Below are 22,612 nucleotides of genomic sequence, written 5' to 3'. Positions count from 1 at the left end.
TAACATATTTGTTCGGAGATATGGGGGTGTATCCAAATTTGGACACAAAAAAGGCAGCCACTTGGACCGCCTCTTGGGAGATTATGAAAATGAAAAAAGTTATTTAGGATTGATGATAGTATATCCTGAGCAGCTTAAGGGAGGCTTAAACGCAAAAATATCTTCATTTTCCTGAAAAACTGCGAATAGGTAGGTGGAGGTTAAAATGAAGAAAAAATTACTAAATTGTCTCTTACCGCTAGCTTGTCTAGCGACTGTTTCGGTTTCGTGTGGCAGCTCTGCACAGGCGGCTGTCCTCGGGGATGACTACCCTTCCTCTTGGAAATATGGTGGCCTTGGCGTGGATCCTTGGACCATGTACTGGCGTCAATGTACGTCCTTCGCAGCCTATCGTCTCAGTAACACCAACGGTTTCACTCTGCCTGTAGGTTATGGAAATGCCATCACTTGGGGCAGTATTGCACGTGCCAATGGTCACCGTGTTGACATGAATCCTGCCGTAGGGAGCATTGCCTGGTTCTCAGCTGGTGTCAACGGGGCTGGTCACATGGGGCATGTTGCTTGGGTTGCGGAAGTTCATGGTGATCAGGTGACCATTGAGGAGTACAACTACGATGCGGGGCAAGGGCCTGAGAAATATCACAAACGTAGCTTCCATAAGAGTCAAGTATCTGGCTATATCCATTTTAAGGACCTCGAACCAGGAGCTCAAAATGGAAATTCTACTAACTCTTCTATCAAAGTTGGTGATACAGTCCGCTTCTCAGGAACTTTCCGTGTCACGTCTGTGTCAGGAAATACCATTACCAGCCAAGATTTAGCTGGAGGCACACCAACTAAACACAATGTCGTTGATCCTGGACCCGTTCTTGAAGTTGATGGACAAGGCAACCCAACTTCAGACCAGTACCTCACCCCTGGTGAGACCTTTACTATTCCAGGTAACTTCAAAGTGCTAGCCATTGACCCACCTAGCGATGGCATCCTCGTCCAAATCGGAAATCGCAAGACTTGGGTAACTCAGTCTGTCCTTGAAAAGGTTTAAATCTATTGAACAATCGTGAGAACGATTGTTTTTTTGATACTCTGAAATAAAAAAGCCCAGCGGGTGCTGAGCTCTTAGGAGATTTATGAAAAAGAAAAGTTTTTTAGGATGGTATTAGTATAGCTTGGGTAACTTAAAGGAAACTTAAGGGATTTAAAAAACATCCAATTTCTTGGATGCTTTGTAAATTCTTAATGACGGAAATGACGAACTCCTGTAAAGATCATTGTCAAACCATGTTTATCAGCCGCCTCAATTGACTCTTGGTCACGATGATTTCTTCAACATTTTACTTTAAATAGCCTATTAAATTTACTCATAGGTAATATTTTTCTCATTATCGTCATTAAAACTAATAGACAGTAACTTTCTCAATCCATAGTGGACAACAAATTTTGTATGGATATTTACCGGCTTGTCAATATTATAATCTCGATATCTAAATTCAATATTTCCTGTATTCAACCTAATACCCAATACTCCTAATTGTACAAGTAAAGTTAACAATTCCAATAATTCGTCAGTATTACCTTGACGTTTTTGCATAAAATCGAATAACTTATGATAGGTAAACTCATATTTACCAAGTTCAGAAATTGATTTTAATAGCTTATCAACTTCATCAAATTTACCTGTTATCTTCAATTCATTAGATATTTCCTTGTAAAACCACTCTGAATATTCTTTTTCAACTCGTTGCATATTCTTAAGGACAATTTTTTGATCCTCAGGAAATTTTTTCTTGTATATGTTAAAGAATGATACTATATCCCTAGGTCTACCAAAACTTCTAGACATCATATATTTAAATATTGTATCTTTTGTAGGAAAGAAATTCCTTCGTATTTCACTCAAAGGAAGATTATCATCAATACTTTTACTCATTTTATACAAAACCATCTTAATTAGAGGGCTATCAGAGGCAGCAGCATTAGATTCATACCAAATCAACTCTATTCCTCCAGATGTTATCGGCTTATTGACATCGCCTGATTTCCCAAATAAGAGCTTAAGAATATCACTTCTTAAAAGCAACACAATCTTTGAATTTCCTTCAATTTTTCTGTTGAGTGATTGAGCTCCATAAATCATAGAAATCATTAAATTTATAAATTCGTCTAAATTCATGGTTTCTTCCAACCTATCCATATCATCAAAAAAAATGAAATATACTTTACGAGACGATTTTAAATAATTTAAAACTTCTGTTTCAATTTCCTTATATTTTTTAAAATAGGGAGATTCAATACTAGTAGTTTTTTGTGTATTACCAGTACTAGAGTTTACTTGTAATTCTACGCCTAAATCAGATAATGTTGAATTTATTTTCCCGTTATTTTTAATTTCCGTTGATTCTTCGTTTACAAATTGTTGAACTTCTAAAAATTGTCGTGTTACTGATTCAATAAATTTCTTTAGTTTCCGCTTTCTATAAAATTGCCAAAAGTAAGCACAATCATAGTCTTTTTCTATCAGGTCAACAAACTGTTGTAAAAAAACGTATCTCCAAAATAATGATTGTTCTTCCTTCTTGACAGAATCATACTTGAACTCTTTTAGTTTCTCATAAATATATTCATCATAGGAAACTATTTTACTAGACTGACTAGCATTATGTTTCATTTTTTCATTTATGTAAGAAGCTAGTAAAGTCTTACCAGTACCTTTTCTACCATAAATAATAAATTTCTTTTTTTTACTTAGCTCTGTTTCATAAAATGAGTCTTCATCATAAAATAGATCTTGAAATTTTGGCTCTAATGATTCATCACTTCCATCAACATCTCCAAAATTAAAATCTTTTATTCTTACCTCATCTAATTTCATAATAGCTCCTAACCCATAATAAAAAACTGGTGTGCCTAGTGACATAACTTCATCGACTTATCGATTACTGACACTAAAATTACCACACCAGTTTCTTAAATTAATTACCATAATATATCCATATTATACTTAATTATTCGTAAAACATCAACTATAAAATATTATATTAAGGAAAAATTTCTTAATGACGGAAGTGACGAACGCCTGTAAAGATCATTGTCAAACCATGTTTATCAGCCGCTTCAATTGACTCTTGGTCACGGACTGATCCACCTGGTTGGATGATTGCTTTAATACCTGCTTTGGCGATTTCTTCTACGTTATCCGCAAATGGGAAGAAGGCATCTGAAGCAAGAACAGCACCATCAAGACGGTCTTTAGCCTGCTCAATAGCGATACGAACTGAAGCTACACGGTTGGTTTGACCTGGGCCAACACCAAGTGTCATGTGGTCGTTGGTCACGATGATACCGTTTGATTTGACGTACTTGATAGCTTTCCAAGCAAACTCAAGAGCTGTCGCTTCTGTCTCAGTTGGTTTGCGTTTAGTAACCACTTGCCAGTCAGCTGGACTTTCTTTAACAACGTCTTGGTTTTGAACGAGGAGACCACCAACAACACCAGTGTATTCTGCTTCCACTTCGCTAGCGTCTTGGGCGTCAAATGGCAACTCAAGGATACGCAAGTTTTTCTTCTTAGTTGTCAAGATTTCAAGAGCTTCGTCTGTGTAGCTTGGTGCAATGATGATTTCAAGGAAGACACTGTGCATTTTCTTAGCTGTCGCAGCGTCCACTTCACGGTTGAGGACTACGATTCCACCAAAGATTGATACTGGGTCAGCTTCATAAGCGTAGTCCCAAGCTGTTTCGATGTCGTCAGCTTGACCGATACCACATGGGTTCATGTGTTTGAGAGCCACAACTGTTGGACGGTCTTTGAAATCACGGATGATACGGATAGCGGCATCAGCGTCACGGATATTGTTGAAGGACAATTCTTTACCGTTAAGCTGTTTAGCTGAAGCAATTGAGTAAGCCGTTGGCAAACCTTTTTGGTAGAAGTCTGCGTCTTGTTGAGGGTTTTCACCGTAACGCATAGGTTGCTTGAGGTCATAGGTCAAAGTGAGTTTTTCAGGTTTTGTTTCACCCACTTGAGCTGTGAAGTATTCTGCAATCAAAGCGTCGTATGAAGCTGTGTGACGGTATACTTTTGCTGCCAAACGTTGGCGAGTTTCGTAGCTTGTTTCGCCGTTCGCTGACAATTCGTCAAGCACAACAGCATAGTCAGCAGGATCTACCATAACTGTTACGCTAGCGTGGTTTTTAGCTGCTGAACGAAGCATAGATGGCCCACCGATATCGATGTTTTCAACCGCATCAGCGTAAGTTACGTCTGGTTTAAGAATCGTTTCCTTGAATGGGTAAAGGTTTACCACAACAAGGTCGATAAGTTCAATATTATTGTCTTTAGCCGCTTGAAGGTGGCTATCGAGGTCACGACGAGCGAGGAGACCACCGTGGATATTTGGGTGGAGAGTCTTTACACGACCGTCCATCATTTCTGGGAAACCAGTCACATCGTCGATAGCGATAGTGTCTACCCCAGCATTGTCAAGGGCAACTTTAGTACCACCAGTTGAGATGATATCCCAACCAAGTTTTTTGAGTTCTTGGGCAAATTCAACAATGCCCGCTTTATCTGAGACACTAATTAGTGCGCGTTTAGTCATGTTGATTCTCCAATCTAAACTGTTGATTATAGCGATCTACCAATATTCTAGTTTCTTCTTCATTAAATTTTAGTGTGCACAAAGTAGGATTCTCATCCTCAAGATAAGCAATAAATGATAGCATCCCAAAACTTCTTCTTTTTTCGTCATAGGCACTCTCATATTGATTTACTGAATTATTAAAAATATAATCTCGAATAATAGCTGGTAATTGAAATGTAAGTCTATATTGATCATAATTTCTAGTTGGTCTAACTATCCATACATCATTCTCATTTTCGTTCCATGTGATAGTTACTTCTTGATGTGGGTTTCTAAGTAGCGAATTACGAAACTCATCATCATTATCAGGTATAAGTGCTATGATTTGTGAACTCTTTGTACTCGCTATATAAATACTTCTAACATTTTGCATTTGGTTTACAAATTCATACACAACTGCTTGTTGAATACCGAAATCAAACCATCTATCAAGTTGATTACCTCTTAAATTATTAATCCAACTAGAAAACTCTTCTTTAAAATCATTAAAAATATCACTACTAATATCATCACCGTTGTTACTATGATAAGTAAACAATCTATCTACAATTTGATTTATAAAAAATCTAATCCAGCTATAATAACCAGACGATAGGTCTATTAACCTAATCTTATGAGCAAGAGCCAATCTTTGAGCATCACCTGTAAATCCTGATGTAGAAAAAATAGCATAGTTATAATTATATTTAGGTAAGTTTAATTCTTCATTTGTCATTTTAACTGTAAAATAATTAGTATTTACATCTTGTAGAATACCTATTCCCATTCTAATTCTATCTATGCCAACCTTATTTGTATAAAATTTAGCCTCTAAAAATAAACGTATAGGATATACAAATGGTGGCGTGATACGGAACGTTCCTAAAGAGTCAAATTGATGATAACCACCTCTTCCCTTGACATTTAAGCCATTCCTTTCCAAGATCCTAATTTCATTATCAGAGCTTGTTACCAAATCATATCCGTTAACTTTTAATAACTTAGCCAATACAATTTCTAATAAATATCCTTTTGCTTGTGATTTCTTCATAATTTCCTCACAACTCCCAAACTATCCAAGACTTCTGGATAGAGCTTGTACTCTGTTTCGTGGATGCGAGTTTCGAAAGTATCAAGGGTATCACCTTCAAGGCGTGGCACACGGACTTGTTTGATGACCTTACCGGTATCAACGCCAGAATCCACCCAGTGAATAGTCACACCAGACTGGTCAATACCTGCATTCCAAGCATCCTCAATACCATGAGCTCCTGGGAATTCAGGGAGATATGCCGGGTGAATATTGATGATACGGCCCTCATAAGCTGCCAGTAAGGTTGGACCGACGATTTTCATATAACCGGCCAAGCAAACCAAATCTATCTGGTGTTCATCCAAGAGTTTGACGATAGCTTCTTCATAAGCTGCTTTATTGTCAAATTCCTTGAGTTCAAAGGCATGGCTAGCCACACCAAGGTTCTTAGCACGTTCTAAGACATAGGCATCCCGGTGATCTGAAAAGACAAATTCTACTGGAAATTGTTCCGCAATCACCTGGAAGTTTGAGCCGTTGCCAGAGGCAAATACAGCAATCCTTTTAGCCATTATTTAATCACCACACTTGCGCCATCTTTCTTCACAATATGACCGATTTCATAAACAGGTTCGTCAAGAAGTTCTTTGACACGTTCAACATTTTCTGGTTTAACCGCAAGCATGAGACCAATACCCATGTTGAAGATTTCAAACATTTCTTCATGTTTGATTTCACCATATTTTTCAAGGGCTTTGAAAATTGGAAGAACTGGCACTTTGCTTTCATCAATTTCAGCAGCCAAGTCATCTGAGAACATACGTGGCACATTTTCGATGAAACCACCACCTGTGATGTGGGCAATACCGTTAACCAATTCTTCTTTGATGAGTGGCAAAGCTGCTTTGACGTAGATACGAGTTGGTTCAAGAAGAACGTCTTTAAGTTTTTTGCCTTCAAGTTCTGGAAGAACTTCTTCACCTGTGTAATCAGCAAAGACACGACGCACGAGTGAGTAACCATTTGAGTGGATACCACTTGAAGCAAGTCCAAGAAGCACGTCACCTTCAGCTACTTTTGAGCCGTCGATGATTTGAGATTTTTCTGCGATACCTACCGCGAAACCTGCCAAATCATAGTCGTCTTCACCATACATACCAGGCATTTCAGCAGTTTCACCACCAATAAGGGCTGCACCAGCTTGCACACAACCTTCAGCAACACCAGCAACGACCTGCTCCAATTTAGCTGGTTCATTTTTACCAGTTGCTACGTAGTCAAGGAAGTAAAGGGGCTCAGCACCTGCGGCGATGATATCGTTAACACACATAGCAACACAGTCTTGACCGATAGTATCGTGTTTGTCGTACTTAATAGCAAGCATGAGTTTAGTACCGACACCATCTGTACCTGAGATCAAAACAGGCTCTTTGACACCTGTTTTTGAAAGGTCGAACATACCACCGAAGCCACCGAGAGCTCCCATGACACCTGCACGCTCTGTACGGGCAACGTGTTTTTTGATACGTTCAACAACTTCATAACCTGCTTCAACATCCACACCCGATTGAGCGTAAGCATTTTTATTTGTCATTTTATTTATTCCTTTTCTTTTTTCGAGAAAGAGTGCGACGTATTTTTAGATGAACCATCTTTTTATCTAAAAATACTAGTCAGGTCTCTAGCTTTGACCCCATAGGGCAAAGTGTCTACTGACAAATGCTTTAGCTTTTAGTCAGTAGTGAGACGTGGAGCGTAAGCATTTTTAGACATAATTTTTTCCTCTTTTTTCTTCTGCACTGCTCTTAATAGAAAGAAGTGTGTTCTTTCAAACTTTCCAAATAGCGTTCTTCGTAGTCATACAATGGTGTTGGATATTTACCATCAAAGTAAGCCACACAAAGGCCACCGTTTGGTGCATCTGTGTCAATTCCAATAGATTCAATCAAGCCATCAATAGACAAGTAAGTCAAGCTATCCGCTCCAATGATTTCGCGTGTTTCCTCAACTGTATGATTGGCCGCAATCAATTCCTTACGTGTTTGAATATCGATACCGTAGAAACATGGGTAGGCAAGGGCTGGGCTACCGATTGCTACGTGGACCTCTGTTGCTCCTGCTTCTTTTAGCAAATTAACGATACGACGTGATGTTGTCCCACGTACAATAGAGTCGTCAATCATAACCACACGTTTTCCTTTAACAACACCTGATACGGCAGAGAGCTTCATACGAACCCCTTGCTCACGCAATTCTTGTGTTGGTTGGATAAAGGTACGTTGGGTGTATTGGTTTTTAATCAAGCCCATTTCATTTGGCAAGCCTGATTCTTCCGCAAATCCCATGGCTGCGCTAAGTGATGAATTAGGCACACCAACGACAATATCTGCTTCATGTTTGAACTCACGTGCCAATTGAGCACCCATACGTTTACGAGCTGTATGGACATTGACCCCTTGGATATTTGAATCAGGACGGGCAAAGTAGATATACTCCATCGAACAAACAGCCAATTGCGTATCCGTTGTATAGGTATCGTAAGTGATGCCATTATCATCGATGATAACAACCTCACCTGGATTTACATCCCGAATCCATTCTGCACCAACACCCTCAAAGGCACATGTTTCAGATGAAACCACGATAGCACCATTGCTCATCTTACCAAGAGAAAGGGGACGGAAGCCATTTGGATCCAAAGCTGCAATAAGCTTGTCCTCAATCATAAGAAGATAAGCAAATCCACCTTTAACAGTGCTCAGAGCTTCTTTTACTTTACCCATGAATGATGGGTTGTGGCTACGGCGAATCAAGTGAGCTAAGATTTCTGAGTCAGAAGTTGAGTTTAAGATAGCTCCATTTTTCTCCAACTCATGTCTTAGTGACTCTGCATTAGTCAAATTCCCATTATGAGCAAGACCAAGCTGTCCATCGTGAAACTTAAACATGAATGGTTGAATATTGTCTACAGAAGCTTCACCAGCAGTCGCATAACGAACATGACCGATAGCAGCCGTTCCAGTTAGCTTATCCAAGTTGGCTGGATCACGGAAAACTTCTGAGAGAAGCCCCATATCACGATGACGCTTCAATTGACCCGCATCATTTGAGAGAATTCCTGCTCCCTCTTGACCACGGTGTTGGAGACTGTGAAGTCCGAAATAAGTTAATTTGGCAGCATCCGGGTGACCCCAGATACCAAAAACACCACATTCTTCATTAAGAGATTTAACTTCGTATGTCATTTTTTATACCTTTTATTTTTGATATTTTCCTAATGTTATGCAAACGAAAAACTGTTCCTAGCCTCTCATTTCACTAATGTGAACTCAAGTTTTCAAGCTCTTTAGAACTACTGCTACATTGAAAAATATCATTACTGAGTGCACTTGGCACTCTATTATTTTCCAGTAAAGTATTTAACCGCTGACGCAAAGAGGTGTTGGTCTTTATTTCCTGGAATATTTTGGAAGAGACCGTCTTCGAAACGTTCTGAGTGACCCATCTTACCAATAATTTGACCGTTCTTACTTGTGATACCTTCGATAGCATTCACAGATCCGTTAGGATTGTATTTAGAATCCATGCTTGGTTTACCTTCAAAGTCAACATATTGGGTAAAGATTTGACCATTGTCACGAAGCTCTGCAAATTCCTCAGCTGTCACGACAAATTTACCTTCACCGTGTGATACTGGGATGGCATGGATGTCACCAACTTCCACTCCGGCAAGCCATGGTGAGTTAGTGTTGGCAATACGTGTTTCAACCATCTTAGCCACGTGTTGGTTGGCATCATTGTAGAAGAGGGTTGGACTAGTGCTGCTTGCATCTTCAAAGTTACCGTATGGAAGAAGACCTGATTTAACAAGGGCTTGGAATCCGTTACAGATACCAATAATCAAACCACCACGTTCGATGAAGCTATCAATGGCTGCACGTACTTTTTCATTAAGCAAGATGTTAACGATAAATTTAGCTGATCCATCTGGTTCATCCGCTGCTGAGAAGCCACCTGCAAAGAAGATAATGTTAGCTTTTTCGATATTGTCAACCATGGTGTCAACAGACTTGACAATAGCTTCTTCATTAAGTGTTACAAATGGTACTAAGTTGACTTTTGCACCTTCTTTTTCAAAGGCCTTAGCTGAATCGTACTCAGAGTTAGTACCTGGGAATACTGGGATGTAAACTACTGGTGTCTCAACTGTTTCTTTAGCTTTGATCACAGCATCAGATGCTACAGCAGGTACTTCTTCCAACTCAGTTGCTTGTGCAAATTCCGTTGGGTAAACCTCTTCCAATTTACCTTGGAAGGCACTGTCAAGTTTGTGTCCATCAAGCGTTACACCATTGACAGTAAGTGTAAAGTCAGCTGCTGTTTGTCCAATCTTGGCAACACCTGAAATCTCTTCCGGAGATGTGAAGACGAATCCACCCAATTGAGCTGTCAAGGCAGTCTCAATATTTTCAAGGGTTACAGTGGCACCAATATGGTTACCAAATATTGCAAGGGCAAGAGCTTCAACCACACCACCATATTTGACAGTTGATGCAGATGTGACTTTATAGTCAGCTTGGATGGCTTCAAACTTAGCAAAGTTAGACTTGATAAGATCGAAGTCAATTTCTTGTGCCAAAGCTTGACCAGGAATGTAGTAAATATTTTCACCAGCAGCTTTGAATTCTGGGGAAAGAACCTTACGGCTATCTGCAGTTGTTACCCCAAAAGCAACCAAGGTTGGTGGTACTGTCAATTCTTCAAAGGTACCAGACATAGAGTCTTTACCACCGATAGATGGCAAACCAAGTTGAATCTGAGCTTCGATGGACCCAAGGAGAGCTGATACTGGTTGACCAAAACGCTCTGCTTGTTTATCCATACGCTCGAAATATTCTTGATAAGAGAAACGAGCCTTAGACCAGTTTGCACCAGCAGCAACCAAACGAGCTGTTGCCTCGATTACTGCATAAGCAGCGCCATGATATGGAGACCATTCTGCTACATAAGGGTTGAACCCTTGCGCCATAACAGAAGCAGTTGTTGTCACTCCATGTTGGACTGGCAATTTCTGTACAGAAGCTTCAGTTGGTGTGATTTGGTAGCGACCACCAAGTGGGTGATTAACTGTTGAACGACCAACTGAGCTATCAAAGATGGTTTGTAAACCTTTTTGACTTGCATGGTTAAGGTCAGCCAAGACTTCAAGAGTATCAGCTTCAAGGGTTTCAGCAGATGTTTGACGTTCTTCTGGAAGCTTGACATCCTTGTCAACCACCTTAGCATCTACAACCACACGTACACCGTTTGTATCAAGGAAACGACGTTCCAAATCAACGATTGTTTCACCATTCCAGTGCATGACAAGATTTGGTTTTTCAGTTACTGTCGCAACGACAACAGCATCAATATTTTCTTTGTTACATTCAGCAACGAAGGCATCTACATCTTCTGGACGAACCACTACGGCCATACGTTCTTGAGATTCAGAGATGGCAATTTCTGTACCATTCAAACCTTGGTATTTCAATGGCACTTTGTCTAGATCAATTTCAAGACCATCTGCCAATTCACCGATAGCCACACAGACACCACCAGCACCAAAGTCATTTGATTTCTTGATAAGACGTGTCACATCCCCATTACGGAAAAGACGTTGAATCTTACGTTCTTCGATAGCATTCCCTTTTTGAACCTCAGCACCAGCTGTTTCAACAGATTCAACCGTTTGAACTTTAGAAGAACCTGTCGCACCACCGACACCGTCACGTCCAGTCTTACCACCGAGCAAGATAATCACATCACCTGCTTCAGGTTTCTCACGGACAACATTTTCCTTAGGAGCCGCACCGACAACTGCACCTAGCTCCATACGCTTAGCAACGAAACCTGGGTGGAAGTATTCACGAACGTAAGTTGTTGCAAGACCAATTTGGTTACCGTATGAAGAATAACCGTGAGCCGCTGTTTTAGAAATCACTTGTTGTGGCAATTTACCAGCACGAGTTTCAGCAATTGGTGTTGTAATATCACCAGCACCTGAGATACGCATGGCTTGGTAAACGTATGAACGACCTGACAATGGGTCACGAATGGCACCACCGATACAAGTAGCCGCTCCACCAAATGGTTCAATCTCAGTTGGGTGGTTGTGAGTTTCGTTCTTGAACATGAGAAGCCATGGTTCTTTCACACCATTGACATCCACTTCAATTTCAACTGAGCAAGCATTGATTTCATCAGACACTTCCATGTCATCCAAACGACCATTAGCACGCTCATAGCGACCAAAAATAGTCGCCATATCCATCAAGGTTTGAGGTTTTTCTGTACGTCCCAACTCATCACGCATGGCAATATATTTGTCATAAGTCGCTTGCAATTGTTTTTCAAATTTAGAAGCTGAGAAGTCGATGTTTTTCAACTCAGTCTCGAAAGTTGTGTGACGGCAGTGGTCAGACCAGTAAGTATCCAAAACCTTCAACTCAGTCTCAGTTGGTACACGTCCAATAGACTTGAAGTAATCTTGAATGAAGAGAAGGTCATCCACTTCCATTGCCAAGCCTTGCTCAACCTTATACTTGGCAAAATCTTCTGCCGTATAGCTTTCAAAGAAATCCAAGTTTGGAATGGTCTTGTCAGACTCAGAGAAATCCTGTTTCGCAATGCCAACAGTGATATCTTTGAAACGAGAATCCACTGGGTTCAAAAGGTAGTTTTTGACAGCTTCCAACTCATTTGCATCAATATCCTTGTTAACCAAGTAAAGTTGCGCTGTGTTCACTGTTACATCATTTGAACTACCAAGCAAAAGCAAAGCTTCTTGTGAAGATGCCGCACGTTGGTCAAATTGACCAGGCAAACTTTCAATAGCAAAGAAAGCATACTTCTCAAGATCAGCTTTAACCACAGCCTCGTCCAAAACAGTATCAGTCACTTGCTCAGAGAAGATGTGTTTTTCCGCACGCGCAAACAAGTCCTCTGCCAAATTAAAGACATCGTAAACCTGAACAATACGAAGATCATTCAAAGTTTTCAACTGAAGATTATGCTTTAATTCTTTTACTAAAGACTGAGATTTCACACGAAAATCAGCTTTTTTCTCAACGAAAATACGTTTATCCATTTTATTTCCTTTATCTATTTCTACTTAAAGATTGTAGTGAAGACCAAGTATTCTATTTGTAAAAGGCTACTTCAATCCTTGCAATTTTTCCAATACAACTTCATAAACATCTGTCAAGCTACCAAGATCACGACGGAAGACATCCTTGTCCATATGGTGCCCTTCAGCATCCCAAAGGCGGCAGTTATCTGGTGAGAATTCATCTGCCAAGATAATCTTGCCATCCTTATCAAAACCAAATTCCAATTTGAAGTCAATCAAGCGAAGACCAATTTGTGCAAACCAATCTTTTAGTAATTCATTGATACGACGCGTTTCTTCCTTGATATAAGCAATTTGTTCATCATTGGCAATATCCAAGAACTTCACATGCTCATCATTGATGAATGGGTCATCCAAATCATCGTTCTTGTAGTAAAATTCAACGATTGGAGTTTTCAAGTCCAAACCTTCTTCAACGCCAAAACGTTTAGAGAAAGAACCCGCAGTCACATTACGAAGAACAACCTCCAAAGGAATGATAGTAACTTTCTTGTTAAGTTGTTCGGTATCAGAAATACGTTCGATAAAGTGAGTAGCTACACCCGCAGCATTCAATTTTTCAAAAATAAGAGACGAAATCTGATTATTTAGCACACCTTTTCCCTTAATAGTCTCCTTACGAGCACCATTAAGCATGGTTGCCTGGTCCTTATAGACCGACTTAATCACATTTTCGTCTTCTGTACTATAAATATCTTTAGCTTTCCCAGTATAAATCAGTTGGTTTGACATGGAATTGTTCGCCTTTCAAGTTTATTCGTCTTAATTATACCACACCAGAATCCAAAAACCAACATATAGCAAACTTTATTACTTGGGTAAAAAAATAACGTTCGTGTTTTAGTTCTTTTTTAGAGTTTCTTAATAAATAATGTATAGAAAAAAGGAGTGTGACAGAACTAAATCCATATAACATTTAGTTTCTTGCCTCACTCCAACAAAATAACAATCGTATAGTACACAACTATTATATTATTACGTCTAGCTTTCTTATTCTTTATTCAATTCCTCAGACAAATAGTCCAACAAATCAGCTACCTTAACCATATGGTCAATAGTATCATCGGAAATCTCAAGGTCGAACTCATCCTCCAAATTAATAATGAATTCCATAAGCTCTATTGAATCCACACCCAAGTCATCTAATTTGGTAGCTTCGGTTAAAACAATGTCCTCTTTCCCCATCTGCTCTTGAATTACGAGCTGCATTTTCTGAAGAATTTCTACTCTACTCATCAGTTAGCCTCCTCTTTCGGACTAAAGGCTTCAACCAGCTGCTCAACAACCTTAGTATCAAGCATCGTACGAACCTGCTTAATGGTGTAGTAAACCGCCTTAGCATCACTAGATCCATGACATTTTACTACAGGAGCTTTAAGACCAAAGAGAACTGCACCTCCAGCGCTAGAGTAATCCATAGTCTCTTTCATCCCTTTTAGGCTGTCTTTCAATAGGAAGGCACCTAACTTAGCTTTAAGACCACCATTCATGATAGCTGACTTAAGAGTCTTCATGGCACCAAGTCCCGTTCCCTCGATTGCCTTGAGAACTGCATTTCCTGTGAAACCATCAGCAACTACCACGTCAGCAGCTCCTGACATGATTTCACGCGCCTCAACATTACCAACAAAGTTAATACTTGGCTCCTTAGATAAGAGCTCAAAAGCCTCCTTACGAAGACTATCCCCCTTTGTTTCCTCAGTCCCATTATTAAGGAGACCTACACGAGGGTTGCCAATTCCACGCACATTTTTGGCATAGAAAGATCCTAAAATAGCATATTGATGCAAATGACTAGCTGTATTTTCCGCATTAGCACCCAAATCAAGCATATCAAAGGGTTGACCAGTAAAACTTGGCATTGTTGACATAAGACCTGGACGCTCAACTCCCTTAATACGTCCGACCACGAAGAGACCTGCAGCCAGAAGGGCACCTGTATTTCCCGCAGAAATCACGGCACCTGCTTTTTTCTCCTTAACAGCCTGTGCACCTAAGACCATTGAAGCTTTTTTCTTCTTGCGAATAGCTTTAGCTGGCTCATCATCCGAATTTATCTTTTCATCAGTATGCACAATGCTCACACGTTCATTCGCTGTCAAATAAGTCTTGATTTTAGCTTCATCACCATAAAGCTGGATTTCAATATCTTTGAAATCTGCTATAGCTTGGTTGACTCCCTCTACAATTGCTTGTGGCGCATTATCGCCACCCATAGCATCTACTGCAATTACATGCATAGCATTCTCCCTCTCGTCCTCTGCCATAAAAAACAAACTCAGATTTCTTTCAATAAAATATTAGGTAACTAAAATAGACTAGTTCACTGTTTCTAGCAGAGTCTTTCAGCTTATTATCTTATTATTATAGCACGAACTGACCTACATTTTAACCCCTGAGACTGAAAACCATTACTTTCCTGTTTCACGTGAAACAAAAAGAAGATAATGTCTAGTCAGCACTATCTTCTTTATTCATAATATGGCCCCAAGAATTTAGATTATCAATAAACTTCTTACTTTTAAGATGTATTCCAACATAATTATCATAGAGGTCATCGATAAAATATCGTAGCTTTCGTTTCATGTCATCCTTAACAGATATGCTTCTCAATTCTTCAAAGGAAAGCCCCTGAAAACGATCTAAAAGATAAGGCACATTAGGGTCCAAGTGACTACGCCTTTCATCCTCTGCATAGTGATTTGGACAAAGTAGCCCCGAGAACTTAAACGAGAAATCAAAAGGAAGGCCTACACGATGACAAAAGACACACTCGTGAAAATTCAAGCGTACGCCGAAACGGTCTAAAACCTGAATCTCAAAGATATTAGTCAATATTTCATGATCCAAGCCTTCTTCCATTAATTCAAGCGTCTTCTCCAAGAATACAAATAATTGCGCATCTGTCACACCATCAGCAATAGTAGCATCTGTCAATGCAGCCAAATAAGTCGCATAAGACAGCTTGAAAATATCGCCTGTAATTTCCTTGAAGGACTCTGCCTGGCTATAATCTTCTATGAAAGATAGACCTTCATCATTTACAGTCATCATGAATTCAGCGATGGTCAAAGGTTGAATGACAGCACTTAATTTACCTGCCCCACCACCTCTAACAAAAAACATCCGTTTACCAGCTTGCTCGGTAAAAATTTTAACTAGTTTATCATTCTCACGATAATTACGATTGAAGAGGACAAGCCCTTTACTCTCAAGCTTCTGCATGTTCTTCCATAAACTCTTTCAAACGAGTCATAGCTGTTTCAATAGTATCCATGCTAGCCGCATACGACAAGCGAACAAAGCCTTCGCCATACTTCCCAAAAGCGACCCCTGGGATAATCGCAATAGCTTTTTCACGAGCAAAGTCTTGGCAGAACTTAAAGGAGTCTTGAGTATACCCTTCTGGAATCTTAGCAAAGATGTAGAAAGCACCATCAGGTTTAATAATTCTGAAACCAAGTTCAGTCATTTTTTCAAGAATATAATCGCGACGCTTCAAGTACTCAACTTTCATTGGTTGGGCATCATCCTTACCAGCAGATAAGGCTTCAATAGCTGCAAATTGCGCCATTGTTGCTGCAGCTGTTACCAAATATTGGTGACTCTTAATCAACTGAGCCGTCAAGACTGCAGGTGCGAAAATCAAACCAATACGCCACCCTGTCATCGCATGAGATTTAGACAAACCATTAATCAAAATCGTTTGTTCCGGCAAATACTCAGCAATAGATACATGGTGATCCACATAAGTTAGTTCAGAGTAAACTTCATCACTAACAACAAAAATATCGTATTTTTTCAGAACTTCAGCCAGATCTTTAATCTGTTGACGTGAGTAGGTCACACCGGTTGGGTTGGTTGGGTAGTTAAGCAAAACGGCTTTAAGCTTATCTCCCTGCTCCAAAATTGCCTTTTCTAACATCTCCGGAGTCAAAACAAAATCATTAGCTGTTGTATCAATTTCGACAATTTCAGCACCAACTAGATTTGCAATCGGCTCATATCCAGGATAGGCTGGTGCAGGTAAAAGAATCGTATCTCCTGGCTCCAAAATAGCAGTCAATGTTGCAGAAAGGGCTTCTGTAGCTCCAATAGTCACCAAAATTTCATTATCTGGGTTATAAGTAAGATTGTATTTTTCCTTAACAAACTCCGCAGCTGCCTGACGTAAGGCAGGAAGCCCTGCCATACCTGTATAGTGCGACTGGTTAGCATCAATAGCAGCTTTAGCAGCCTCTTTTACATGATCTGGAGTTGTAAAATCAGGTTCACCAAGTGTCAACTTTTTGATCCCTGGTACATCTGAAATTGATTGGTCAAACTGACGAATCATTGAAACTTCAATCTTATCTAAATTTTTATTAAAACGTTGTGTTAAATCCATCACGGTCACCTCTTTGCAATTATGCCTTACATTATATCAAAAACTCAAACGCATTTAAACACCAAAAAAGCTAGCCTAGGCTAGCTTTAGTCTATTTATGGCCCATTTCAAACAAAGGTGACAATGGACGTTTTTCATGAATACGAATAATTGCCTCTGAAATCAAATCAGCAATTGAAATTTGTTCAATTTTATCAATCAAACGTTCTTCTGGAAGATAAATCGTGTCCAATACGACAAGCTTCTCAATAGCAGATTTTTGAATATTATCAAGTGCTGGACCTGACAATACAGGGTGAGTACATGAGGCATAAACATGAGTTGCACCAGCTTCAGCAAGCGCATCCGCCGCATGACAGATTGTACCCGCAGTATCAATCATATCATCAATCAAGATACATGTTTTACCTTCAACGTTACCAATAATATTCATAACCTCAGAAGTGTTCATTTTATCAACACTACGACGCTTATCAATGATTGCAATTGGTGTTTTCAAACATTGAGCAAGTTTTCGTGCACGAGTCACACCACCATGGTCTGGAGAAACAACAACAACATCATCTCCAGTAAGACCAGCATGATCAAAGTAATCTGCGATAAGTGGTGCACCCATCAAATGGTCTACAGGAATATCAAAGAATCCTTGAATTTGAGAAGCATGGAGGTCAACTGTCAAAAGTCGATCAACACCTGCAACCTCAAGCATATTAGCAACCAACTTAGATGTGATTGGTTCACGTGAACGTGCCTTACGGTCTTGACGTGCATAACCATAATAAGGCATAACAACACTGATTGTTTCTGCACTGGCACGTTTTAGTGCATCAACCATAATCAAGATTTCCATCAAGTTATCATTTACAGGGGAGCTTGTAGATTGAAGAATAAAAACGTGATGACCACGGATAGATTCTTCAATATTAACTTGAATCTCACCATCTGAAAATTCACGAACACTTGATTTTCCGAGTTCAATACCCATTTTATCAGCAACTTTTGCTGCTAATTCCTGGTTAGACGATAAAGCAAACAACTTCAAATTCGTATAAGACATGATTTCCTCCAAAATATCTACTAAACCATTCTACCTTTTTTTAGATTGATTTTCAATGCAAAATAAATGGTGTCACAGTAACTTAACAAGACTAAAAAGATTTAACCTTAACCTCGACATTTTCCCGTCTAAAAGCAGTTCCAGAAAGTAAAGACATTTTGCCATAAAATAAAAACGATTCGAGAAAATTCGAATCGCCTTTTTGTATTCATTATGGGTAAATATAGTATACAGAACCACCATGAGCTGATGATGTTGGATCAAATGTACCACGGTAGTTACCGATTGACATGTTACCAGCATAGTTTGATTCCATAACTTGAATTGAATTTGCACCTGATGCTGATGTGACGTAAGCTACGTGACCATAACCACCACCATCATTTGGCCAAACCGCAATTGCACCGGCTACAGGAGTTGTACCAACTGAGTGACCAGCTGCTTGTGCGCTAGCAATCCAGTTTTTAGCATTACCCCAGTAATTACCAACCCATGAAGCTAATGATTTAGCACCCCAAGTACATTGACCAACTGGATATGTATTAGGAGTTGATGCTGCTGATACTTTAGGTGTTTCAGCAACAGGAGCTGGAGCTTCTGAAGCTGCAGGTGCTTGACTTGCTGGTGCTTCTGAAGTTGCCGCAGGTGCTTCGCTAGCAGGAGCTGGAGCTTCTGAAGCAGCTGATTCTGGTTGTGCTTCAGATGTTACTGGGGCAGCAGGCTCTTGTTGTGCCTCTGACGCAGCTGATTCTGGCTGTGCTTCAGATGTTGCTGGAGCAGCAGGCTCTTGTGTTGCTTCTGAAGTTGCAACAGTTGGCTCTTGAGTAGTTTCTGAAGTTTCTGATGAAACCGGTTCTTGTGCTACTTCTGACGCTGTCGCTGTTTCTGAAACAGTAGCTTCAGAAGGTTGAGCTACTGCTTCTGAAGATGCTGCCGCCTCTGATTGAGCTACAAATGCTGCCGCTTCTGAAGATGCTACTGCTTGTGCTGCTGCCTCTGATTCTGCAATTGCTTGAGACTGAGCAACTGATGCTGCAGTTGAAGCTGCCACAGCTTCTGCAGTTGATTTAGCAGAAACAAGTGATGTTTTTTCATCTTGTGCTGTAGCCAATTCTGCAGCCAAAGTAACTTGTGCTGCTTCTAGTTCAGCTTGTTGAGTTGTCAAACCAGCTTCTGTTGTTTCAAGCTCAGCTTTATTAGTTGCAATTTCATTAATAGCAGCTTGGTTTTGTTCTTGCTTAGCAGCAAGCTCTTTTTGATCAGACTCTTGTTTTGTCAACATGTCATTATTAGCCGTAACAACTTTTGAAATAGCTGTGATACGAGTAATAGCTTCAGAGATTGACTTAGAGTTCAAGATAGAGTTGATGTAGCTAGTCGCAGTGTTATTTTGTTGAGCACTACGAGCTTGTTTCGCCAAAGAATCTTGACGAGCTACAATTTTACTTGATAATTCTTGAATTTCAGATTCCAAATCTGCTGATACTTTTTCAAGTTCAGCATTTTTAGTTTCCAAATCTGATTTTTGTGTTCTAAGTGTAGATACTTGAGATTGGATTGTAGCAACTTGCGCTTGTGCAGTCTCTTGTTGAGAAGCAAGGTTACTAATTGCGTTATCTGCAGCAGCGATTTGCGAATCATAATCCTCTGCATGTACTGATGCAGCTGCTGATAAGGTTACACCACTTACCAACACTGCTGAAAGAATACGTTTTTTCATAATATAAAATACTACTCCTTTTCGATAAGACCTTCTTATTGTATCAAAAAATGGCGCAAACTTTGTTACGCCAATATTACAGTTCTATTTAAATCTATCAACTGACAGATACAAAAATAATTTTTCAAGAATAGGTTTAATAAAGATAAAAATCAAAAGATTAAACACTATACTAGGACTTAGTTGATAAATAATAAAATCAGTCACAGACTCATTGGAGAAACCATAGAATAAGGCAAAGCCAAAATTTATGGTATCAAAGAGAAATAAGAATAAAAACATTAACAAAAAATCAACATAGGTATTTCTCTTAACAATTCGTCCTAGCTGAGTTAACAGATAGCATAACAGTGGCAGAGTTAGAATCACTATACCAACTGTTTTGAAATAATAGGTATCATAAAGAAATCCAAAACAAATAAGGTAAAGAAATGCATACTTATTTGGAAAATCAAGAGTTAAGATGAAAATATAAATAATAAAAAGATGAGATGATAGAAAAAATTCAGGGGATAAATAATGATTAAGTATCATAGAAATATGACCATCCCATAGAAAAGGGACAATACTCAGTAAGAAAGGAATAATAGAATACTTGGATAATTTCATATTATTTACCATCTCCAACTAAAGTAACATAAGAAATTTTATCAAAATCAGCATAAGGTTTTACCAAAATCGTACGATTTCCTTCATAATCAATAACAGAGTCTACAGTACCAATTGGAACATCCTTTACTGATACATCATCAAGACCACTTGTGACTACTTCAGTGCCGACCTTAACGTTAGAAGATGAATTAAGTTGTGTCATCTCTAATAGCTTCTTTTTATTATCATAACGTGATATAATCCCGAAAATCTGATTATCGTCCTCTGATTTAACACTAGATGCAAGGTAACTATCACTAGAACTACTAGAAAGTAAAGAAATAGTTGTTGTATCATCATAAACTTTAGTTACAAAGCCAATAACTCCACCATTAGAAGTTGCTAGCATAGATTTACTAACATTCTTAGACTTACCCACATTAATAGTTAACTCTTTTAACCAAGTCACAGAAGGTCTCATAGAAACTTCAGCAGTGAGAACATTATCACGACTTAGCTTGTCCGAAAGATTAAGCGATGCTCTTAAAGAATCATTCTCTTCTTGCAAGTTAGAAATAATAGCCGATTGATTCTCTAAATTTGATAAAGATTTTTTTAAATCACGATTCTCAGAATAAGTTGATAAAAGATCAGAAAGAACATTGTGAGATTTTGATAGTGCAGTAAATGGAACTGAAACCACAGAGTCTACTTTTGTAACTAAACCAGATACATTAAAAGAGATATCCTTCGTTAATTTTTTATTAGTAAAGACAAAAGAAAAAAGCATTACAAAAAATAGAATAATAATAAACCCATAAAGAAGAAATCGATAAAAACTATTTTTCATTTTGTCACCTCAAAAAAAAGAAAACGAATTATCTAAAAGATAATTCGTCATAATACTACGGAGAATGGGGGATTCGAACCCCCGCGCCAGTTACCCGACCTAACGATTTAGCAAACCGTCCTCTTCAGCCTCTTGAGTAATTCTCCAATATGGGCACGAGTGGAATCGAACCACCGACCTCACGCTTATCAGGCGTGCGCTCTAACCATCTGAGCTACGCGCCCAAGCTAATGCTTGGTTATTTGTTTCCAAATAAAGCGGGTGACGAGAATCGAACTCGCGACAACAGCTTGGAAGGCTGTAGTTTTACCACTAAACTACACCCGCTTAACAAAATGGCGCGAGACGGAATCGAACCGCCGACACATGGAGCTTCAATCCATTGCTCTACCAACTGAGCTACCGAGCCATATTGCGGGAGCAGGATTTGAACCTACGACCTTCGGGTTATGAGCCCGACGAGCTACCTAGCTGCTCCATCCCGCGTTAATTATAAGGAGGATGTGGGATTCGAACCCACGCACGCTTTTACACGCCTGACGGTTTTCAAGACCGTTCCCTTCAGCCGGACTTGGGTAATCCTCCAAATATTATAATTAATATATGGACCTTGTAGGACTCGAACCTACGACCGCTCGGTTATGAGCCGAGTGCTCTAACCAGTTGAGCTAAAGGTCCAAGAAATCCATATATATAGCGGCGAAGGGGATCGAACCCCCGACCTCCCGGGTATGAACCGGACGCTCTAGCCAGCTGAGCTACACCGCCATAAATCGGGAAGACAGGATTCGAACCTGCGACCCCTTGGTCCCAAACCAAGTGCTCTACCAAGCTGAGCTACTTCCCGATAAAATGCACCCTAGAGGAGTCGAACCTCTAACCGCCTGATTCGTAGTCAGGTACTCTATCCAGTTGAGCTAAGGGTGCTCAATATTATATTATGCCGAGGACCGGGATCGAACCGGTACGAAAGTTTCCTTTCGCAGGATTTTAAGTCCTGTGCGTCTGCCAGTTCCGCCACCCCGGCTCCTCAAGCGAACGACGGGATTCGAACCCGCGACCCCCACCTTGGCAAGGTGATGTTCTACCACTGAACTACGTTCGCATTTTATGCCGGCTACATGACTTGAACACGCGACCCTCTGATTACAAATCAGATGCTCTACCAACTGAGCTAAGCCGGC

The 22,612-nt window shown here is 39.7% G+C and carries 17 protein-coding genes, 13 tRNA genes and 1 pseudogene; 1 reads left to right on the top strand and 30 read right to left on the bottom strand.

Annotated features, from left to right (window positions below):
* Positions 1-205 precede the first annotated feature (205 nt).
* Positions 206-1,045 (top strand): CHAP domain-containing protein, encoded by an 840-nt coding sequence (locus H7U02_RS10130; RefSeq protein ID WP_110980764.1) that lies wholly within the window; start codon positions 206-208, stop codon positions 1,043-1,045.
* 191 nt (positions 1,046-1,236) lie between these two features.
* Here the strand turns inward: H7U02_RS10130 and H7U02_RS11725 are convergent.
* The 30 genes and pseudogenes from H7U02_RS11725 to H7U02_RS09985 all read right to left on the bottom strand — a co-directional run.
* Positions 1,237-1,317, bottom strand: a pseudogene (locus H7U02_RS11725) (IMP cyclohydrolase); the annotation flags it as partial.
* Between the two features lie 40 nt (positions 1,318-1,357).
* Complete coding sequence (locus H7U02_RS10125; RefSeq protein WP_110980763.1) at positions 1,358-2,872, bottom strand: P-loop ATPase, Sll1717 family; 1,515 nt, start codon at positions 2,870-2,872, stop codon at positions 1,358-1,360.
* Between the two features lie 181 nt (positions 2,873-3,053).
* Positions 3,054-4,601, bottom strand: a complete 1,548-nt coding sequence (gene purH / locus H7U02_RS10120) for a bifunctional phosphoribosylaminoimidazolecarboxamide formyltransferase/IMP cyclohydrolase (protein ID WP_110980762.1) — start codon at positions 4,599-4,601, stop codon at positions 3,054-3,056.
* On the bottom strand, positions 4,594-5,673 hold the full coding sequence (locus tag H7U02_RS10115) for a hypothetical protein (protein ID WP_110980761.1): 1,080 nt from the start codon (positions 5,671-5,673) through the stop codon (positions 4,594-4,596). Before H7U02_RS10115 ends, purH begins: the two co-directional genes overlap by 8 nt.
* Positions 5,670-6,227 (bottom strand): phosphoribosylglycinamide formyltransferase, encoded by a 558-nt coding sequence (gene purN / locus H7U02_RS10110; protein ID WP_110980760.1) that lies wholly within the window; start codon positions 6,225-6,227, stop codon positions 5,670-5,672. Before purN ends, H7U02_RS10115 begins: the two co-directional genes overlap by 4 nt.
* Positions 6,227-7,249, bottom strand: a complete 1,023-nt coding sequence (gene purM, locus H7U02_RS10105) for a phosphoribosylformylglycinamidine cyclo-ligase (protein ID WP_110980759.1) — start codon at positions 7,247-7,249, stop codon at positions 6,227-6,229. The genes purN and purM overlap by 1 nt, the downstream gene beginning before the upstream one ends.
* Positions 7,250-7,460: 211 nt before the next feature.
* Positions 7,461-8,900 carry an amidophosphoribosyltransferase gene (gene purF, locus H7U02_RS10100; protein WP_110980758.1) on the bottom strand — a complete coding sequence of 480 codons (1,440 nt, stop codon included), beginning with the start codon at positions 8,898-8,900 and terminating at the stop codon, positions 7,461-7,463.
* Between the two features lie 155 nt (positions 8,901-9,055).
* Positions 9,056-12,781, bottom strand: coding sequence for a phosphoribosylformylglycinamidine synthase (locus H7U02_RS10095; RefSeq protein ID WP_110980757.1), 3,726 nt, complete (start codon positions 12,779-12,781; stop codon positions 9,056-9,058).
* Between the two features lie 66 nt (positions 12,782-12,847).
* Positions 12,848-13,555 (bottom strand): phosphoribosylaminoimidazolesuccinocarboxamide synthase, encoded by a 708-nt coding sequence (purC, locus tag H7U02_RS10090; protein ID WP_002886293.1) that lies wholly within the window; start codon positions 13,553-13,555, stop codon positions 12,848-12,850.
* Positions 13,556-13,813: 258 nt separating this feature from the next.
* Positions 13,814-14,059 carry a phosphopantetheine-binding protein gene (locus tag H7U02_RS10085; RefSeq protein ID WP_004181960.1) on the bottom strand — a complete coding sequence of 82 codons (246 nt, stop codon included), beginning with the start codon at positions 14,057-14,059 and terminating at the stop codon, positions 13,814-13,816.
* Positions 14,059-15,063 (bottom strand): phosphate acyltransferase PlsX, encoded by a 1,005-nt coding sequence (plsX, locus tag H7U02_RS10080; protein ID WP_110980756.1) that lies wholly within the window; start codon positions 15,061-15,063, stop codon positions 14,059-14,061. The genes H7U02_RS10085 and plsX overlap by 1 nt, the downstream gene beginning before the upstream one ends.
* A gap of 211 nt (positions 15,064-15,274) precedes the next feature.
* Positions 15,275-16,048, bottom strand: coding sequence for a DNA repair protein RecO (gene recO / locus H7U02_RS10075; protein ID WP_110980755.1), 774 nt, complete (start codon positions 16,046-16,048; stop codon positions 15,275-15,277).
* A complete protein-coding gene (locus tag H7U02_RS10070) occupies positions 16,035-17,210 on the bottom strand; it encodes a pyridoxal phosphate-dependent aminotransferase (RefSeq protein WP_049545078.1) in 1,176 nt (391 codons plus the stop codon). Before H7U02_RS10070 ends, recO begins: the two co-directional genes overlap by 14 nt.
* Before the next feature lie 91 nt (positions 17,211-17,301).
* Entirely contained in the window at positions 17,302-18,267 is a 966-nt protein-coding gene (locus tag H7U02_RS10065; RefSeq protein ID WP_110980754.1) for a ribose-phosphate diphosphokinase, read from the bottom strand.
* A gap of 211 nt (positions 18,268-18,478) precedes the next feature.
* Entirely contained in the window at positions 18,479-19,987 is a 1,509-nt protein-coding gene (locus H7U02_RS10060) for a CHAP domain-containing protein (RefSeq protein ID WP_201043304.1), read from the bottom strand.
* Positions 19,988-20,071: 84 nt separating this feature from the next.
* Entirely contained in the window at positions 20,072-20,596 is a 525-nt protein-coding gene (gene mreD, locus H7U02_RS10055) for a rod shape-determining protein MreD (RefSeq protein WP_037599472.1), read from the bottom strand.
* Between the two features lies 1 nt (position 20,597).
* Entirely contained in the window at positions 20,598-21,428 is an 831-nt protein-coding gene (gene mreC / locus H7U02_RS10050; protein ID WP_049545166.1) for a rod shape-determining protein MreC, read from the bottom strand.
* 58 nt (positions 21,429-21,486) lie between these two features.
* Positions 21,487-21,574: transfer RNA gene (locus H7U02_RS10045), tRNA-Ser, on the bottom strand.
* Between the two features lie 4 nt (positions 21,575-21,578).
* A tRNA-Ile gene (locus H7U02_RS10040) sits at positions 21,579-21,652 on the bottom strand.
* Between the two features lie 32 nt (positions 21,653-21,684).
* Positions 21,685-21,755, bottom strand: a tRNA-Gly gene (locus tag H7U02_RS10035).
* 9 nt (positions 21,756-21,764) lie between these two features.
* Positions 21,765-21,837: transfer RNA gene (locus H7U02_RS10030), tRNA-Phe, on the bottom strand.
* Between the two features lie 3 nt (positions 21,838-21,840).
* Positions 21,841-21,914, bottom strand: a tRNA-Met gene (locus H7U02_RS10025).
* A gap of 9 nt (positions 21,915-21,923) precedes the next feature.
* Positions 21,924-22,013 (bottom strand) — tRNA-Ser (locus H7U02_RS10020).
* 19 nt (positions 22,014-22,032) lie between these two features.
* Positions 22,033-22,106 (bottom strand) — tRNA-Ile (locus tag H7U02_RS10015).
* 16 nt (positions 22,107-22,122) lie between these two features.
* Positions 22,123-22,196, bottom strand: a tRNA-Met gene (locus tag H7U02_RS10010).
* A 5-nt stretch (positions 22,197-22,201) separates the two neighbouring features.
* Positions 22,202-22,275, bottom strand: a tRNA-Pro gene (locus H7U02_RS10005).
* A 6-nt stretch (positions 22,276-22,281) separates the two neighbouring features.
* Positions 22,282-22,355, bottom strand: a tRNA-Arg gene (locus tag H7U02_RS10000).
* 14 nt (positions 22,356-22,369) lie between these two features.
* Positions 22,370-22,455: transfer RNA gene (locus H7U02_RS09995), tRNA-Leu, on the bottom strand.
* A 6-nt stretch (positions 22,456-22,461) separates the two neighbouring features.
* Positions 22,462-22,533: transfer RNA gene (locus H7U02_RS09990), tRNA-Gly, on the bottom strand.
* 6 nt (positions 22,534-22,539) lie between these two features.
* Positions 22,540-22,612 (bottom strand) — tRNA-Thr (locus tag H7U02_RS09985).

Origin of the sequence: Streptococcus sp. 3.1, assembly GCF_016648915.1 — a bacterium.
Taxonomy (GTDB): Bacteria; Bacillota; Bacilli; order Lactobacillales; family Streptococcaceae; genus Streptococcus; species Streptococcus salivarius_E.
This window is presented reverse-complemented; position numbering and strand designations above follow the sequence as displayed.